Below are 16,014 nucleotides of genomic sequence, written 5' to 3' on the forward strand. Positions count from 1 at the left end.
CACTTACACCTTCTTTTCTCTATAAAAAAGGTAAATCCATATAATTCTAGAATACCTGTAATTTGTTGTACTTAAAAGAAGTGCAAAAAATATTACACCAAAAAAAGTGTAAAGAATTGGCATTTTTAAAATGAAGTAAAAAAGAATAGAAAAAGCAATAAACTCCGCAACAGCCAGAGCATAACTCACAAACATAGCACCAAAGAAAAAACCCGGTTCTTTCTCGTACTTAAAATTGCAGTTTTTACACACTTGATCCATCTCTGGAATAGAGAAGAAAAACAAACCTTGCACAGCATTAAAAATATTTCTTTTTTTACACTGTGGACATTTTCCTTTTAAGAGTGATGTTGCTAATGATGCCATAACCTTATTTTTTGTACAAAGATAATTTCTATCATCCATAAAAAAGTAGTACAAATTTCTCCATTTTTTGTATTTTTAGGACATATTAGTGATTACATGAAGGTTATTCCGGTATTAGACATAGAACAATTTGAGCATAAAGTTCCTTTAACGGACTTTTATAGCAACGATTTATGCTCTCATCTACAGAAAAATGCAGCAGTTGTAAATAAACCACATAGTCACAACTTTTATCTATGCGTTCTGTTCACAAAAGGCAATGGTATACATGAAATAGATTTTAATAGTTATGCGGTAAGTACTGGTAGTGTTTTCTTTTTAAAACCTGGACAAACGCACCATTGGAAATTTACCAACGAACCAGAAGGCTACATTTTTTTTCATACACAAGATTTTTATGAACTTCATTTTTCAACCAGTAAATTAGAGCAATTTCCTTTTTTCTATTCACACAAAAACACACCTTCTTTAAACATAAACACCAACAAGCTTGCACAACTAGCTCCTATCTACAATGCTATAAATAACGAGTATTATGATAATTTACCTTATAAAAAGCAAAAAATAGCAAGCTTAATACATACTGCATATATAGATCTAGCAAGGTTATATACCTTAAAAACACCAACAACAGAAACCAACTCTATAGCATATATAGAAACATTACGAGCCTTAGAAAAAGAGATTGAATTAAACTACAAAACAGAGAAATCTGCGCAATTTTATGCGGATAGACTGCACATTACAGCAAAACATTTAAACCGCATTTGTAAAGCAACGTTAGGTAAAACAACAACAGAATTAATTACAGAACGCGTTGTTTTAGAGTCTAAAAGGTTATTGGTACATTCTAAAAATACAATGTCATCAATCTCTGAAAATTTAGGTTTTAAAGACTATGCCTATTTTTCAAAAGTGTTTAAATCTAAAACCAAGTTAACTCCTCTAGAGTTTAAGAAAAGTTATCAGTAATTTTGTAGTTACAAGCGGCTCAATTTTTACGAATGAAAAATAAACTTCACATATTTAAAAGCGTTGCACAGCACGCAAGCTTTACCAAAGCAGCAGAACAGCTATTTATATCGCAACCAGCAGTTTCTAAAGCTATACGTAATTTAGAAAACGATTATAAATGTGCATTTTTCATTAGAAAAAGAAATTCTATAGAACTAACGGCAGATGGCAAATCGTTTTTGGTTTATGTAAACCGAATTTTAGATATTTATACAGAATTAGAGCACCAATTTATACATAAGGAAAAAGCTTTTCCAGATCAAATTAGTTTTGGCGCAAGTACTACAATTGCAAACTATATTCTGCCAAAAGTAATTGCAAAGTTTAAAACTCAGTTTCCCGATACAACTATTAAAATTGATAGTGAAAACTCCGATGAAATTGAGAAACTCATTCTAAATCAACAAATAGATTTTGGAATTACAGAAGGCAAAAACACCAATCCAAGCCTACAATTTACCAAGTTTATTAAAGATGAGATTGTACTTGTAACAAACGTAAAAAACCTTAGCCATAAAAAAGGAATAATTGAAGTACAAGAGCTTAAAAATTTACCAATTATAGAACGAGAAATTGGCTCTGGCACAAAAAAGATTATTCAGCAATTTTTACACCAAAACAGTATTAAAAAACTAAATACGGTTGTAACGCTAAATAGTACCGAAGCCATAAAAAATTATCTTTACTACTCTAATAGTTATGCACTACTTTCTATAAATGCTGTTACCGAAGACTTACTACACAACAAATTAAAAGTAATAGAAATTAAAGATTTCACTATAGAACGCTGGTTTTACTTTGTGTACAGAACTGGATACCAAAATGCCACTATGAGTAATTTTGAAAATTACATTCGCTCTAACTATAACTTTTAGTTATACCATATAGCTATAATGTTTGCATATTAGTTATGCTTTAGAAGTAGTTTTGTATCAGATTAATATAATTTGATATGAAAACCAAGGTTTCAAATATTTTATACTTTAGCATTGTTATAGCAGCAATAAGCGGATTAATAAATAGTGCCACAGCGCTAACTTCAGGTTTTATTTTTACTCTAATTTTTAAAAACCCTTTTAAAAGGCATAGTCACAAAGCTATTCACTACTTTTTAAAAGTATCTGTTGTTGGCTTAGGATTTGGAATGTTTTTAAAAGAAACCATACAAACCGGTAAAGACGGCTTAAGTCTTACTTTTTTCTCTATAGTACTAACGGTTAGTTTGGGTTTAATTTTAGCTCGACTATTAAAAATGGATTTAAAACTTGGGCATTTAATAACCTCAGGAACCGCCATATGTGGAGGCAGCGCTATTGCCGCAATTGCACCTGTTATAAAAGCCAACAGTAAAATAATAAGCATTGCGCTCGGCGTAGTGTTTTTACTAAACTCAGTTGCTTTATTTCTATTCCCTGCTATTGGTCACTGGCTTGATCTTAGTCAGTCACAATTTGGACTCTGGTGTGCTATTGCCATTCACGATACCAGCTCTGTAGTTGGCGCAGCATTAGATTATGGCGAGCAAGCACTAAAAATAGCTACAACCGTAAAATTATCTAGAGCATTATGGATAATACCACTATCTATATTATCTATGTTTATCTTTAAAACTAAAGGAGAAAAGATAAAAGTCCCTTATTTTATTTTACTTTTTATAGCTGCAATTGTAAGTAACAGTTACCAATTATTACCTACAATAGCAACAAGTACAATTGTACTATTTTCTAAGAGACTATTAGTTTTAACCCTATTTGTTGTGGGTACTACAATCTCTATTAAAGATCTAAAAAACACAGGACCAAAACCTATAATACTAGCTGTTAGTTTGTGGGTTTTTATCTCTATATTTTCACTAATATACATTCTACATATGAGTTAAATAACTGTTGGTATATTTAATATGATATCTTCCCTTTTCTAAAAAAGGATATAATTATATATTTACGGTAGCAATTTAAAGATTAGAAATATGAAAATTTATGTAACCGCAATAGTTAAAAGTAAACCAGAGTTTACTGAAGAAGTTAAAGCAGCTTTACAAAATATGGTAGTTGAAACTTTAAAAGAAAAGGCTTGTATTAAATACGACTTACAACAAGGCTTAACAGATAAGAATACTTTTGTTTTTCATGAAATATGGGAAAACGAAGAAGGATTAGATTTACACGGAAAACAACCTTACATAACTGAATTTAAAACTTTAGTAGTTACTAAATTTGCAGAAAAACCAGTAGTTTTAAGATCACAACTTATATAAGCTAAACTAAGAATATCATTTTTAACAAAAAACTACAAGTACATTCCTATAATAAAAAAAGAGCGACGCTATAAAAACGTCGCTCTTCATTTTTACAAAAACAGACAGACTTGTCTACTTTAAATAAATTATGTTATATTTGCAGTGTGAAACATTCAGAGGTAAAACAAAATATAATAGAAACAGCATCTACCCTATTCTATAGAAATGGGTATAACTCTACAGGTATAAATGAAATTATAGCCGAAGCTGGAATTGCAAAAGCCACGCTTTACAATCATTTTAAATCTAAAGAGGATATTTGTTTGGCTTACCTAGAATTTATGAATGTTACTTTTATAAAAGATATTAAAAGCTTTTGCGAGCGTAAACCAAAAGGAGCGCAACGTGTTCTTGCCTTATTCGATTTTTTAGATGTATTCTTTCTTCAAAAAGATTTTAATGGATGTTGGTGTATAAAAACGGTATCAGAAATACCAAAAGACAACGAACGCATTAGGCGAGAAATACAAAACCAGAAGACAAATTTTATTGCCTTAATTTCTAATTTAATTGCTGATAATTTAGAACTTAAAAACAATAAAAGTCTTGATAGCTATGCAAGACAAATATACCTGTTGTATGAGAGTGCTGTTGCAGAGAGCCACTTACACCAAGACAGTTGGCCTATAAAAGAAACAAAAAATATATGTTCGCAAATCATAACCTAAAAAAATTTGCAACAAAAAAGACAGACTTGTCTGTTCATAATTAAAACTAAAACATAAAATATGGAAGATTTAAAAAACAAAGTAGCCATTGTAATTGGTGGTACTAGCGGAATTGGAAAAGCTACAACAGAAGAGTTATTAGCTAACGGAGCAAGTGTAATTGTGGTTGGTAGAAATACCGATAAAATAGAAGACACTCCAAAACTATTTAAAATAAAGGCTGATATTACCAATAGTGAAGACTTAAAACAATTGGTAAGTTCTATTGATGCTTTAGAAGATGTAGATTACTTAGTTAACGCATCAGGTATATTTAATCCAAAACCTTTTTTAGATCATAATGAAGAAGATTACAATTCGTACTTAGACCTCAACAGAGGCTTTTTCTTTTTAACTCAGGCTGTAGCCAAAAAAATGAAAGCTACCAAAGGTGGTTCTATTGTAAATGTTGGTTCTATGTGGGCAAAACAAGCTGTAAAAATGACTCCATCTTCTGCTTATTCAATGCAAAAAGCAGGCTTACATTCTTTAACGCAACATTTAGCAATGGAATTGGCAGATGACAACATTAGAGTTAATGCTGTATCTCCAGCTGTTGTAGACACTCCAGTGTATCACGGTGTTTTTGGCGGTAAAGATGAGGCTAAAAAAGCATTAGAAGGTCTTAATGGTTTTCACCCAATTGGTCGTACAGGGACTCCGCAAGATATTGCCAATAGTATTGTATTTTTATTATCAAACAAAGCATCTTGGGTTACAGGTGCCATTTGGGATACAGATGGTGGCGTAATAGCTGGTAGAAATTAAGACATATATTAAACTAAAAAATCGATTTAGAGAATTTTCTAAATCGATTTTTATATATACCCATAAGTATATTTTATAATAACATCTTATAAATTAACAAGTTAAATAAAATATACCAACTATTATTTATCTACAAATAAGGCTTTAAGCTCAGTTGCCTGGTTCGGTTTTAATTTCCCCGCCAAAACCAAACTTAATTGTTTTCTACGTAAGGCAGCTTCAAAACGTTCAATTTCCAATGCTGTTTCAGGAATTAATGCAGGTACTTCTGTTGGTTTTCCTGTATCGTCTACAGCTACAAAAGTATAAATAGCTTCGTTAGCTTTTGTTTTTTCACCACTAAACCTATCTTCTATCCAAACATCTATAAAGATCTCCATAGAGGTCTTAAAAGCCCTAGAAACGGCTGCTTCTACAGTAACAACACTACCAAGGGGAATAGATCTATTAAATGCTACGTGGTTTACAGATGCCGTTACAACTATACGTCTACTATGTCTACGGGCTGCAATACTAGCAGCTCTATCCATACGAGCTAACAGTTCGCCTCCAAACAAGTTGTTTAGCGGATTGGTCTCACTAGGGAGAACCAAATCTGTCATAACAGTTCTACTATCTTTAGGTGTATGCATTTCTTCTTTTTTAAATTTTGCGCAAAGATACTGCGCTTTTACTTTAAAAAAGAAAATATTTTACTTTAGAGAAAGCATCCATGCATCTGCAGACACCGTTGTTTTTATCTTATTAAGGAATTTTAAGCCTTCGTTTACCTCACTAAAACTAGCATAAGCAACTTGGTGTAAACCATATTTGTTTACGCCTGCATAACTAGCATTGTAACCTTCCTTTTTAAGCTCTTCTATTTTTCTGTTTGCGTTTTTTTCTATTCTAAACGCTCCAGCAATTACAAAATGCTCTTGAGAGGCTGGTTTAGCAATAATATCTAAAGATAAAGAAGGCAACTCCAATGGAGCTGTATTAAAAAATGTTGCTTCTTGTATGCTTCTAGATATTTGCTCTTGGGCTTCTTGCTGTGCAATTTCTTGCATCGCAATTGTAGTATTATAATAACGTAAACCTGTTAATCCGGTAGAAATAGCCAATAATGCAACTGCTGCATATTTTAACAATGGTCTAAACGTAGTTTCTCTTCTTCTTTCTGGAGTTATAATAAAAGGAACTTCTTGCTCTAAAGTAACAACTTCCTCTTTTAACACTTCTCTAATTACTGGCGATGCAACAACAGATGACAACCCAAAAGAAGAAGTAAGGTAATTTATTTTGTTTGCAGGTATAAATTCAATTTTATCATCCTGATTTAAAGACAACTCACCTACTGATCCAAATTTTATATTTTGACCAAGTTTCAGCATTCTATTCCAATGCTCAACTTCTTTTGTTAACGCTTCTAAAACTACTTCGTAAGTAGATTTTTCTGCAGTTGCTATATAAGTTACTAACAAGCCATCGTTAGATTTTACTTGCTGATTAAATGATACTATTTTACTTGGAGGTGTAAATGTGTTGGTGTTTTCATCTAGTTGTGCAGCCCTTTTTTGCGTTAAAAAAGCCCCAAACGCTGGTATTACAACACAGTTGTACCTATATAATAATTCTTCGATATAATGTTCTGTTCGCATTGTGACAAATATTGTAAAAAATCATCATGCTTTAAACACTTTGTCTAACTTTTTATTAACATTTTATTTATTGTATTTTGCGGCCAACTATAGAAACCACCTAAATGACTACTACAGAATTAATTGCGATACTACGATTACAGAACATACCCAACATTGGTAGCGTAACAGCCAAAAAATTAATTACACATTGTGGTAGTGCCGCTAATATTTTTAATGCTCCTAAGGAGCAACTCTTAAAAATAGATGGTATTGGCTCCTTAAAACTAAAAAATATTTATGATACCGCTCATTTAGAAGCTGCCGAAGAGGAATATAAATTTATAAAAAAGAATACTATTGACGTACTCTATTTTACTGATGCCGATTATCCAGATTACTTAAAACACGCTATAGACGCCCCAATAGTTTTATTTAAAAGGGGTAATATCGATTTAAAAAACAGAAAAATTATTAGTGTTGTAGGTACTCGTAAAATTACAAGTTACGGCACAGCCTTTTGCGAAAAATTTATAGCGGACATAGCTCCTTTAAACCCTATAATAGTTAGCGGATTTGCATATGGCGTGGATATTTGTATACAGAAAGAAGCCGTAAAGCATGGCTTACAAACTATTGGATGTTTGGCACACGGATTAAACCAGATTTACCCAAAAGCACATAGCAAGTACACAACAGATATAGAAAAAAATGGTGGCTTTTTAACTGAATTTTGGAGTACTAGTACTCCAGAACGTGAGAACTTTTTAAAACGAAATAGAATTATTGCAGGCCTAAGTGAAGCCACTGTGGTTATAGAATCGGCAGAAAAAGGCGGAAGCTTAGTTACTGCAGATATTGCGCATAGCTACAACAGAGATGTTTTTGCAGTTCCTGGTAGAACAGAAGATAAATACAGCTTGGGATGTAACAATTTAATTAAACAGCAAAAGGCACATATGATAACATCGGCAGCAGATTTAATTTATTTGCTAGACTGGGATACCCAACAGAAAGAAAAACAAAGTGTGCAAAAACAACTCTTTGTAGATCTAGATGATACAGAACAAAAAATACACAATTACCTACAAGCAGAAGGCAAACAACTTCTAGATAGTATTGCATTAGCTTGTAGCCTTCCTATTTTTAAAACCTCATCTACTTTATTAAATATGGAAATGAAAGGTGTAATTAGACCTTTACCAGGAAAACTATTTGAAGCCCTGTAAGTCCCAAAATACAAGACAAACTCTGCATTTATTACTTAAAAGTTACGTATTATAAAAAGACTAGTCAGTTTGCTTGTCGCGATTTTCCCGGTTTACCTTGTGTCAATAAGGGTATTTACCAGTAAAATATAGCAACACACCTACCAAACAATACTTTTTACTCCATTTTTAAGACACATCACAAACTAAATGGTTTGTTTTGGGTTTTTGGAGTATAGAAACGTCCGAATGTAAGAATCCTATAGAATTTAGTTATTTTCGCATTAAATTATATATCAAAAATGAAAAAATTAGTAGTTGTAGCAATAGTATTTTTTATAAGCACAGGGAGTTTTGCTCAAAAAAAGAAAGATTTAATAAAGGAGGTAGCCGCCTTAAAAACGAAAGCCTCTAACCTGAAAAACGAATTAAATCAACTTAAAAAAGCCAAAGAAGTAAACTTAAATGATAGTATACATGAGTTTAGTTATGCTTTTGGTGTTGAAATAGGAAACAGTTTAAAATCAGTTGGTGTAACATCTATTAATTATGATGTTTTTGCTGTTGCTTTAGAAGAAACCCTAAATGGAAATGAAAAAATCTCTAAAGAAGATGCCCAAGAATACATACAAAAAAGTATTGTTGAGATAAAAGCAAGAGAAGCGAAAAGACAAACTGCTGAAGGCGAACTTTTTTTAGCAGAGAACGCTAAAAAAGAAGGCGTAAAAACTACCGAAAGCGGACTACAGTATAAGGTTTTAATTGCTGGAGATGGACCAAAACCTACTGCCGACAACAAAGTAGAAGTTCACTATGAAGGAAAACTAATAGACGGAACTGTTTTTGATAGTTCTATAAAACGTGGTGAATCTATAGTTTTTGGAGTATCGCAAGTTATTAAGGGATGGACGGAAGCATTACTATTAATGCCTGTAGGATCTAAATACGAACTTTATATTCCGCAAGACTTAGCTTACGGAGAAAGAGGAGCAGGAGGCCAAATACCTCCTTACGCCACTTTAATTTTTGAAGTAGAATTAATCTCTATAGAATAATATAAAAATTGATACCGTAAGAGTAAAAGTTAATACCCAACTTTTGCTCTTACTCTACTTAACACTTCGTTTGCAACCGTAGCTGCCTTTGCTGCCCCTAATGCCAAAGCTGCATCTATCTCTTCTAGGTTATTCATATAATAATCATACTTTTCACGAGCATCAGCAAACTTAGTTACAATAACTTCATACAAAGCCTGTTTTGCATGACCATACCCATAATTACCTGCTTTGTAATTGGCACGCATTTCTTCAACTTGTGCTGGTGTTGCTAGTATTTTATACAACTCAAACACATTATCACCTTCTGGCTCCTTAGGATCTTCCATTGGTGTACTATCTGTTTGGATACCCATAATTTGTTTACGCAACTTCTTATCAGTCTGAAACAAATTAATTAAGTTCCCTTTACTCTTACTCATTTTATCCCCATCTGTACCAGGAATAAACTTCGCCTCTTCCTGCACTTTACCTTGTGGCAAAACAAATGTTTCTCCTAATTGCGCATGAAATCTAGACGCTACATCTCTTGTAATCTCTAAATGTTGCATTTGATCTTTACCTACCGGCACTATCTCAGCATCATACAACAAAATATCAGCCGCCATTAACATTGGATATGAGAATAACCCAGCATTAACATCGTCTAATCTATCTGCCTTATCTTTAAAAGAGTGCGCTAAGGTTAACCTTTGGTACGGAAAAAAACAGCTTAAGTACCAAGATAATTCTGTCGTTTGTGGAACATCACTCTGTCTATAAAAAACAGTTTTATCTATATTTAAACCAAAAGCAAGCCAGGTCGCAGCAACTGCGTATGTATTACCACGCAATTCTTCTCCATTTTTTATTTGCGTAAGCGAGTGCATGTCCGCTATAAAAAGAAAAGATTCATTTTTTGGGTCATTAGCCATTTCTATAGCTGGCATAATTGCACCTAAAATATTACCTAAATGTGGCACTCCCGTGCTCTGTACTCCTGTTAAAACTCTTGCCATTTTATTTAAAATAATTGTAAAAATCAAAGGTAGTGCAAATAGAAGAATAGACCAACATTTTGGTTTTTGGTTTTTTTTTAGTTTGATGTGATTTAAAAAGTAAACTTTTTTAACCATAGTTTTAATTAATTGCTATTTTTGAAGCTATGCTAACCTTCCTAAAAAACATTGGACATTTATTATACCGTATTTGGTTTTACATTCTTGTTGCCCTACCTATAATATTGTTTTTCCCTTTCCTATTTGTATCATGTATTAAAGAAAAATGGTATCCGTACTTTTTTTGGCTAGCACGTAACTTATGGGCTAGACCTATTTTATTAGGCATGGGCTGCCCGCAACAAATAAAAAGAGAGCAAAAGATAGAAAAAAGAAAAAGCTACATGTTAGTTGCCAACCACACCAGCATGCTAGATATTATGCTTATGCTACGCGCAAGTAAAAATCCGTTTGTTTTTGTTGGCAAAAAGGAGCTCTCTAAAATTCCAATATTTGGTTTCTTTTACAAACGTGTTTGTATTATGGTAGACCGCACAGATACAAAAAGCAGAACAGCAGTGTATATGCGTGCGCAAAGAAGATTAAAACAAGGACTAAGTATTTGTATTTTTCCTGAAGGCGGTGTGCCAGAAGAAGATATTATTTTAGATGAGTTTAAAGATGGTGCTTTTAAAATGGCTATTGCTCATAAAATACCGATTGTTCCAATGACATTTTTAGACTGTAAAAAACGTTTTTCTTTTACTTTTTTTAGCGGAAGCCCAGGATTATTGCGCGTAAAAATTCATTCTTTTTTTGAAACCAATGAGTTAGATGAAGCACACAAAATTACCTTAAGAGAAGATGTGCGAAACGTTATCCTTAAAGAGCTACAAAGCAAAAAACCAACTGGTATATCGTTTTAAAACTTAAAACTAAGCCCACTATACACACCCATAGAAAAAGGTTGAAAATCTCCAGAGCTATTAGAAAAAGTATTTAATTGGTATTTAAACATTGGCTCTACATTTAACTGCATTTTAGGTGTAAACTTATAGTTTAATCCAAAACCAATATTAGCACTAAAATTAAGCGTGTTTATATTGTTAGATTCTCCTATTTTAGTTATTAAATCATCAGATTCTAAAGAAATAGAATCATCTACCAAAAACAAAGAACTTACACCACCAATTAGGTGTACACCAAACTTACCATCTGTTAACGCATAATTAAGTTCTAAGGGCACCTCTAAATACCCAAACTGCTGTACCATTTTACCTTCTCTACTAGTGCTTTTAGATGCATAACTAACTTCTTCTAACTTAGAATTACTTGGTGCCAAAAGTGCATCTCCACTAGTTTCTATAACAATACTTGCCGCGTTAACATCATAATCTATAGAACTAATCATACTATTACTTGCTGGATCAAAAGAAGATTTAAAAAAAACATTATTGGTATTGTAGCCATAGTCTACTTTATGTACACCAGAACGTATGCTTAATTTTTTACTTACCTCATAAGCTACAGTAATACCGTAACTCATATTAACATTACCAGATTTTGAGTTAGACACCAAACTTGGATCTACAGGAGAACCTTCTTTTAAAGAATTAAAATACACAGGCGCAACATTAGCACCTACAGACCATTTATCTGTTTTGATAGACGCAACTGCTTCTTCTTCCGTCTCTTTTATGGCATCATAAATAGATTTTTTACCAATAGTATCTGTATTTGCAACTGCTTCTTCTATTTGTTTAGACAATAATTGTTCTTTTTCTTCCTTTAAGGTTGATATAGATTTTGTTTTAATCTCATCTACAGGGTCAGTTTCTACATTCTTTTGTACAGCGTTCTTATTTTTTATTGAAGCATTTGCAATACCATTAGTATATCCGTTTTTAGTATCTGAAGAGCTATTAACCTCTCTTATTACACTATTGCCATTCTTCTGTGAAGCTGCAAAAGCATTAGACCTATCATTACTCTTATTCTTTTCATGAGCAACAGCCGTATTTTTTACAACTGAAGCATCCGTATTCTCTTTAGTATTAGTTCTAGTCACAACTGCCTCTTCATCTATATTTAAATCTGAGTTAGTTTTACTAGAGCCTTTTTCTTCAATTATTTTAGCATCTTTATTTACAACCTCTACATCAACCTTAGGTAGTACATGCTCTGTGTCTGTAATTACTGGTAATGTTGCTTCATCAGTCTTAAAAAAAGGTTTTATTGCAAAAAACAACAACGCTAAAACAGCTGCAACCCCGCCAAGTTTACACCACATAGGAACTAAAAACCTATCTTTTTTCTTTTGGTCTAAAGACGCATTAAGCCGTTGCCAAACTTTTTCGTCCGGCACATCTCCAAAGTCCTTAAACTTATCCTGGAAAAGCTTGTCTAAATTTTCTTTACTCATTTTATCTTTTATAAACCACCAACAATTACCATTGCAGCAGACAAAACAGTACTATTGCTACTACTATTTTTAATTTTGTTTTTTCAATTTTACCCTTTAATATTTGTCGTGCTCTAGCCAAATTAGATTTAGATGTGCCTACTGTTGTTCCTAGTAAATCTCCTATTTCTTTATGTGTGTAGCCATCTAAAACATACAAACTAAATGTGGTTCTGTATTTATAGGGCAACTCTTGTATATACGCCAACAATACAGATAAGGAAGGTGAATTTTTATCTACCTCTATTTCTACAGGCTCCTCTATGGTCTCTTCTTCTTTAATGGAGACGTAGGTCTCTTTTCTGTATTTCTGTAAAACAGTGTTTACGGTTATTCTTTTAACCCAACCATCAAAAGAGCCATTAAATTTAAACTGACCAATTTTATCAAAAATGATCATAAAACTATCGTGCAAACTATCTTCTGCCTCTACTTTGTTTTTAGAGTATTTTAAACAAACACCATAAAGCATAGGTGCGTATTGGCGATAAAGTTGCTCTTGCGCAGCCCTATTGCCCTTTACACAATTATGTATAGTTTCATTTAAGTCCAAAAAAGATAGTATCGTTGGTTATAAACATTTTATTCGTTTACTGGTACTGCAATTTCTATGTATTCGTCTTCACCATCTACATTTTTCCCTGTCCAGAATTTAAATAAATAATCTTCTTTATAAATTACTTCAAAATCAAAAGTCACCTCTACTTCTTCTGTACTTTCTTGGCAATCATCATTCCCCGTTAATTCTGTGCCAATTGGGTACACTTCGCGCTCTGTTAATTGATGTTTATGAATATCAAACCCTTCAAAATAAGTACAGGTATTTGGATTAGCATAAGTAACGCTAATTGTATATTTACCTCCAAACTCAAAAGCTTCTGGAACATCTGCACTAATCACCTTTAAATTTACATATTTAAAATTAGTAGCATCATCATCATCTAAAGAGCAAGCCGTAAAGGAAAGACTTGCTATCACAAGCATTAAAATACTTAAACTTTTTTTCATCTTTTATAAAAATTTGTAGTTACCTGTTAGATGTAGCACAAAGAGTAGGGTTGCGTTAAAAACGACAAAATCCCGAAAAAATCGGGATTTTGCATCTATTTCTTCATTATAGCAAAGAAACAATAGTATTTAAAAGCAGTTTTAAGACATTAACGCCTTAATAGCTTCCTTAATTTTTACTTCTAATTCTTCTAGCAATTCTGGATTATCTGCTAATATACTTTTAACAGCATCTCTACCCTGACCAAGTTTTGTATCACCATAACTAAACCAAGATCCACTTTTCTTAATTATTTCGTACTGTACTCCTAAATCTAAGATTTCCCCAATTTTAGAAATACCTTCACCGTACATAATATCAAACTCAGTAGTTCTAAAAGGCGGTGCTACTTTGTTTTTTACAACCTTAACACGTGTTTTGTTACCCAACACATCACCGTCAGTATTTTTAATTTGTGTAGACCTTCTAATATCTAAACGCACAGAAGCATAGAATTTTAATGCATTACCACCAGTTGTTGTTTCTGGGTTACCGAACATAACACCAATTTTTTCTCTTAATTGGTTAATAAAGATAACCGTACAATTAGTTTTACTAATAGAACTAGTTAACTTACGTAACGCTTGCGACATAAGTCTTGCGTGTAATCCCATTTTAGAATCACCCATTTCACCTTCAATCTCACTTTTAGGTGTTAATGCTGCAACTGAATCTATTACAATAATATCTATAGCACCAGATCTAATTAAATTATCTGTAATTTCTAATGCCTGCTCACCGTGATCTGGCTGAGAAATAATTAAATTATCTATGTCTACTCCCAATTTTTCTGCGTAAAAACGATCAAAAGCGTGTTCTGCATCTATAAATGCTGCAATACCACCTGCTTTTTGAGCTTCAGCAATAGCGTGCAACGTTAATGTTGTTTTACCAGAAGATTCTGGTCCGTATATTTCTATTACTCTACCTCGAGGATAACCACTTACACCTAACGCAATGTCTAAACCTAAAGATCCAGAAGAGATAACAGCTATATCCTCTACAACTTTATCGCCCATTTTCATTACAGCACCTTTACCGTAAGTCTTATCTAGCTTGTCTAAAGTTAATTTTAACGCTTTTAATTTTGCTTCTTTTTCGTTGCTCATTTCTAATAGTGTTTGTAGCGCTAAATTACCATTTCTTTTGTCATAATACAATGCCAACGCAACCTTTTTACCAAAGCTACATCTACAAGGTGTGTTTACCTTCTATTAAAAAAAGAAGGTGCTTCAATTTTTTATAATGTTGAGGCATAATTACTTTTTTCAGCTTTGTTGGTTAAGCAGAAAAGAACCTAAAAAGGGTTTTGACTTATGTTAAGACCCTTTTTTGTTGGGTATAAGTGTAATATTATCTAATTTTGCAGCTATTCTTTAACTTAATAAATTTAGTATAGCATGCAACTGTACAATACATTAAGCGCAAAAGAGAGAGCAGCCCTTATTGAAGAGGCTGGCAAGGAACGCCTAACCATTTCTTTCTACAAGTACGCGCACATTGGCAACACCTCTTTATTTAGAGATCACCTATTCATTACGTGGGACCAAATGGAAGTTCTTGGTCGTATCTACGTAGCTACAGAAGGCATTAACGCCCAATTATCTGTGCCTGCAGAAAATTTTAATGCTTTTAAAGAACATTTAGATAGCATTACTTTTTTAGAAAACGTACGACTAAACATAGCTATTGAGCAAGACAATATGTCTTTTTTAAAGTTGAAGGTGAAAGTCCGCAATAAAATTGTTGCCGATGGTTTAAACGATGATTCTTTTGACGTTACAAACAGAGGTGTGCACGTTAATGCTGAAAAATTTAATGAACTTATTGAAGATCCAAACACTGTTTTGGTAGATATGCGTAACCACTACGAGAGCGAAATTGGTCATTTCAAAAATGCCGTTACACCAGACGTAGATACTTTTAGAGATTCTTTAGATATTATAGAGAACGATTTAAAAGACCATAAAGAAGACAAAAAACTAGTTATGTATTGCACCGGCGGTATTCGTTGTGAAAAAGCAAGCGCATATTACAAACACAAAGGTTTTAAGAATGTGTACCAATTAGACGGCGGTATAATTGAATATACCAGACAAGTCAATGACAAAAAATTAGAAAATAAATTTATTGGTAAAAACTTTGTTTTTGATCACCGAAGAGGAGAACGTATTACAGATGATGTAATTGCAAATTGCCACCAATGCGGAGAGGCTTGTGACGAACACGTAAATTGCGCTAATGAGGCTTGCCATCTATTATTTATACAATGTAAAAAATGTGCTGCGGAAATGAACAATTGCTGTTCTACAGAATGTAAAGAAGTACACGAACTACCGTTTGAAGAGCAAAAAGAATTGAGACGCGGAAAAACTGTAAGCAATAAGATATTTAAAAAAGGAAGGTCAAAAGTTTTAAAATACAAAAAATAAGGACTTTTTTAAGCATATAAAATAAACGTTAAAGCTGTTGAAAATATTAAATTTCAACAG

18 protein-coding genes are annotated in these 16,014 nt (G+C 32.7%); 10 read left to right on the plus strand and 8 right to left on the minus strand.

The genetic code is table 11. The features are described from left to right. Positions 1-3: 3 nt before the first annotated feature. Positions 4-366, minus strand: coding sequence for a DUF983 domain-containing protein (locus M4I21_RS16840; protein WP_249560396.1), 363 nt, complete (start codon positions 364-366; stop codon positions 4-6). A 96-nt stretch (positions 367-462) separates the two neighbouring features. Here M4I21_RS16840 and M4I21_RS16845 point away from each other — a divergent pair, with 96 nt between their 5' ends. The 6 genes from M4I21_RS16845 (at position 463) to M4I21_RS16870 (ending at position 5,154) form a co-directional block, all read left to right on the plus strand. After that, positions 463-1,338: an AraC family transcriptional regulator gene (locus M4I21_RS16845; protein WP_249560397.1), complete on the plus strand. Its 876-nt coding sequence runs from the start codon at positions 463-465 to the stop codon at positions 1,336-1,338. Positions 1,339-1,370: 32 nt separating this feature from the next. Further along, complete coding sequence (locus M4I21_RS16850) at positions 1,371-2,255, plus strand: LysR substrate-binding domain-containing protein (protein WP_249560398.1); 885 nt, start codon at positions 1,371-1,373, stop codon at positions 2,253-2,255. A gap of 77 nt (positions 2,256-2,332) precedes the next feature. Further along, positions 2,333-3,259 carry a YeiH family protein gene (locus tag M4I21_RS16855; RefSeq protein WP_249560399.1) on the plus strand — a complete coding sequence of 309 codons (927 nt, stop codon included), beginning with the start codon at positions 2,333-2,335 and terminating at the stop codon, positions 3,257-3,259. A gap of 90 nt (positions 3,260-3,349) precedes the next feature. Then, positions 3,350-3,637 (plus strand): putative quinol monooxygenase, encoded by a 288-nt coding sequence (locus M4I21_RS16860; protein WP_249560400.1) that lies wholly within the window; start codon positions 3,350-3,352, stop codon positions 3,635-3,637. Positions 3,638-3,783: 146 nt separating this feature from the next. After that, the gene (locus tag M4I21_RS16865) at positions 3,784-4,347 is read left to right on the plus strand and encodes a TetR/AcrR family transcriptional regulator (RefSeq protein ID WP_249560401.1); all 564 of its coding nucleotides are present in this window, start codon (positions 3,784-3,786) and stop codon (positions 4,345-4,347) included. A gap of 60 nt (positions 4,348-4,407) precedes the next feature. Next, positions 4,408-5,154: an SDR family NAD(P)-dependent oxidoreductase gene (locus M4I21_RS16870; protein WP_249560402.1), complete on the plus strand. Its 747-nt coding sequence runs from the start codon at positions 4,408-4,410 to the stop codon at positions 5,152-5,154. Positions 5,155-5,276: 122 nt separating this feature from the next. On the opposite strand, the gene M4I21_RS16875 is transcribed toward M4I21_RS16870, so the two are convergent. Continuing rightward, a complete protein-coding gene (locus tag M4I21_RS16875; RefSeq protein ID WP_249560403.1) occupies positions 5,277-5,786 on the minus strand; it encodes an acyl-CoA thioesterase in 510 nt (169 codons plus the stop codon). A 60-nt stretch (positions 5,787-5,846) separates the two neighbouring features. Then, positions 5,847-6,794, minus strand: a complete 948-nt coding sequence (locus tag M4I21_RS16880; RefSeq protein WP_249560404.1) for an HU domain-containing protein — start codon at positions 6,792-6,794, stop codon at positions 5,847-5,849. A 104-nt stretch (positions 6,795-6,898) separates the two neighbouring features. Here M4I21_RS16880 and dprA point away from each other — a divergent pair, with 104 nt between their 5' ends. Together dprA and bamJ are read left to right on the plus strand one after the other, a co-directional pair. Then, on the plus strand, positions 6,899-8,002 hold the full coding sequence (gene dprA / locus M4I21_RS16885) for a DNA-processing protein DprA (protein ID WP_249560405.1): 1,104 nt from the start codon (positions 6,899-6,901) through the stop codon (positions 8,000-8,002). Between the two features lie 281 nt (positions 8,003-8,283). Next, positions 8,284-9,036 carry a BamJ family beta-barrel-assembly machinery protein gene (gene bamJ, locus M4I21_RS16890; RefSeq protein ID WP_249560406.1) on the plus strand — a complete coding sequence of 251 codons (753 nt, stop codon included), beginning with the start codon at positions 8,284-8,286 and terminating at the stop codon, positions 9,034-9,036. Between the two features lie 29 nt (positions 9,037-9,065). On the opposite strand, the gene trpS is transcribed toward bamJ, so the two are convergent. Further along, on the minus strand, positions 9,066-10,034 hold the full coding sequence (gene trpS, locus M4I21_RS16895; RefSeq protein WP_249560407.1) for a tryptophan--tRNA ligase: 969 nt from the start codon (positions 10,032-10,034) through the stop codon (positions 9,066-9,068). 146 nt (positions 10,035-10,180) lie between these two features. Between trpS and M4I21_RS16900 the strand changes: the two genes are divergently transcribed. Beyond that, entirely contained in the window at positions 10,181-10,939 is a 759-nt protein-coding gene (locus M4I21_RS16900) for a lysophospholipid acyltransferase family protein (RefSeq protein WP_249560408.1), read from the plus strand. Here M4I21_RS16900 and M4I21_RS16905 read toward each other — a convergent pair. From M4I21_RS16905 to recA, 4 genes are all read right to left on the minus strand, one after another. After that, entirely contained in the window at positions 10,936-12,435 is a 1,500-nt protein-coding gene (locus M4I21_RS16905; RefSeq protein WP_249560409.1) for an outer membrane beta-barrel protein, read from the minus strand. The genes M4I21_RS16900 and M4I21_RS16905 overlap by 4 nt on opposite strands. A gap of 25 nt (positions 12,436-12,460) precedes the next feature. Beyond that, on the minus strand, positions 12,461-13,027 hold the full coding sequence (locus tag M4I21_RS16910; RefSeq protein ID WP_249560410.1) for an RNA polymerase sigma factor: 567 nt from the start codon (positions 13,025-13,027) through the stop codon (positions 12,461-12,463). A 29-nt stretch (positions 13,028-13,056) separates the two neighbouring features. Then, positions 13,057-13,482 carry a hypothetical protein gene (locus M4I21_RS16915; protein WP_249560411.1) on the minus strand — a complete coding sequence of 142 codons (426 nt, stop codon included), beginning with the start codon at positions 13,480-13,482 and terminating at the stop codon, positions 13,057-13,059. A 141-nt stretch (positions 13,483-13,623) separates the two neighbouring features. Then, positions 13,624-14,631 carry a recombinase RecA gene (recA, locus tag M4I21_RS16920; RefSeq protein ID WP_249560412.1) on the minus strand — a complete coding sequence of 336 codons (1,008 nt, stop codon included), beginning with the start codon at positions 14,629-14,631 and terminating at the stop codon, positions 13,624-13,626. 291 nt (positions 14,632-14,922) lie between these two features. On the opposite strand from recA, the gene trhO reads away from it, so the two are divergent. Continuing rightward, on the plus strand, positions 14,923-15,954 hold the full coding sequence (gene trhO, locus M4I21_RS16925) for an oxygen-dependent tRNA uridine(34) hydroxylase TrhO (RefSeq protein ID WP_249560413.1): 1,032 nt from the start codon (positions 14,923-14,925) through the stop codon (positions 15,952-15,954). Positions 15,955-16,014 lie beyond the last annotated feature (60 nt).

The sequence above is a fragment of the Cellulophaga sp. 20_2_10 genome, assembly GCF_023476645.1.
Lineage (GTDB): Bacteria > Bacteroidota > Bacteroidia > Flavobacteriales > Flavobacteriaceae > Cellulophaga.

Coding starts and splice junctions, on each gene's coding strand:
- M4I21_RS16840 (WP_249560396.1), bottom strand. CDS start 366: ATGGCATCATTAGCAACATCACTCTTAAAAGGAAAATGTCCACAGTGT.
- M4I21_RS16845 (WP_249560397.1), top strand. CDS start 463: ATGAAGGTTATTCCGGTATTAGACATAGAACAATTTGAGCATAAAGTT.
- M4I21_RS16850 (WP_249560398.1), top strand. CDS start 1,371: ATGAAAAATAAACTTCACATATTTAAAAGCGTTGCACAGCACGCAAGC.
- M4I21_RS16855 (WP_249560399.1), top strand. CDS start 2,333: ATGAAAACCAAGGTTTCAAATATTTTATACTTTAGCATTGTTATAGCA.
- M4I21_RS16860 (WP_249560400.1), top strand. CDS start 3,350: ATGAAAATTTATGTAACCGCAATAGTTAAAAGTAAACCAGAGTTTACT.
- M4I21_RS16870 (WP_249560402.1), top strand. CDS start 4,408: ATGGAAGATTTAAAAAACAAAGTAGCCATTGTAATTGGTGGTACTAGC.
- M4I21_RS16875 (WP_249560403.1), bottom strand. CDS start 5,786: ATGCATACACCTAAAGATAGTAGAACTGTTATGACAGATTTGGTTCTC.
- M4I21_RS16880 (WP_249560404.1), bottom strand. CDS start 6,794: ATGCGAACAGAACATTATATCGAAGAATTATTATATAGGTACAACTGT.
- dprA (WP_249560405.1), top strand. CDS start 6,899: ATGACTACTACAGAATTAATTGCGATACTACGATTACAGAACATACCC.
- bamJ (WP_249560406.1), top strand. CDS start 8,284: ATGAAAAAATTAGTAGTTGTAGCAATAGTATTTTTTATAAGCACAGGG.
- trpS (WP_249560407.1), bottom strand. CDS start 10,034: ATGGCAAGAGTTTTAACAGGAGTACAGAGCACGGGAGTGCCACATTTA.
- M4I21_RS16900 (WP_249560408.1), top strand. CDS start 10,181: ATGCTAACCTTCCTAAAAAACATTGGACATTTATTATACCGTATTTGG.
- M4I21_RS16905 (WP_249560409.1), bottom strand. CDS start 12,435: ATGAGTAAAGAAAATTTAGACAAGCTTTTCCAGGATAAGTTTAAGGAC.
- M4I21_RS16915 (WP_249560411.1), bottom strand. CDS start 13,482: ATGAAAAAAAGTTTAAGTATTTTAATGCTTGTGATAGCAAGTCTTTCC.
- recA (WP_249560412.1), bottom strand. CDS start 14,631: ATGAGCAACGAAAAAGAAGCAAAATTAAAAGCGTTAAAATTAACTTTA.
- trhO (WP_249560413.1), top strand. CDS start 14,923: ATGCAACTGTACAATACATTAAGCGCAAAAGAGAGAGCAGCCCTTATT.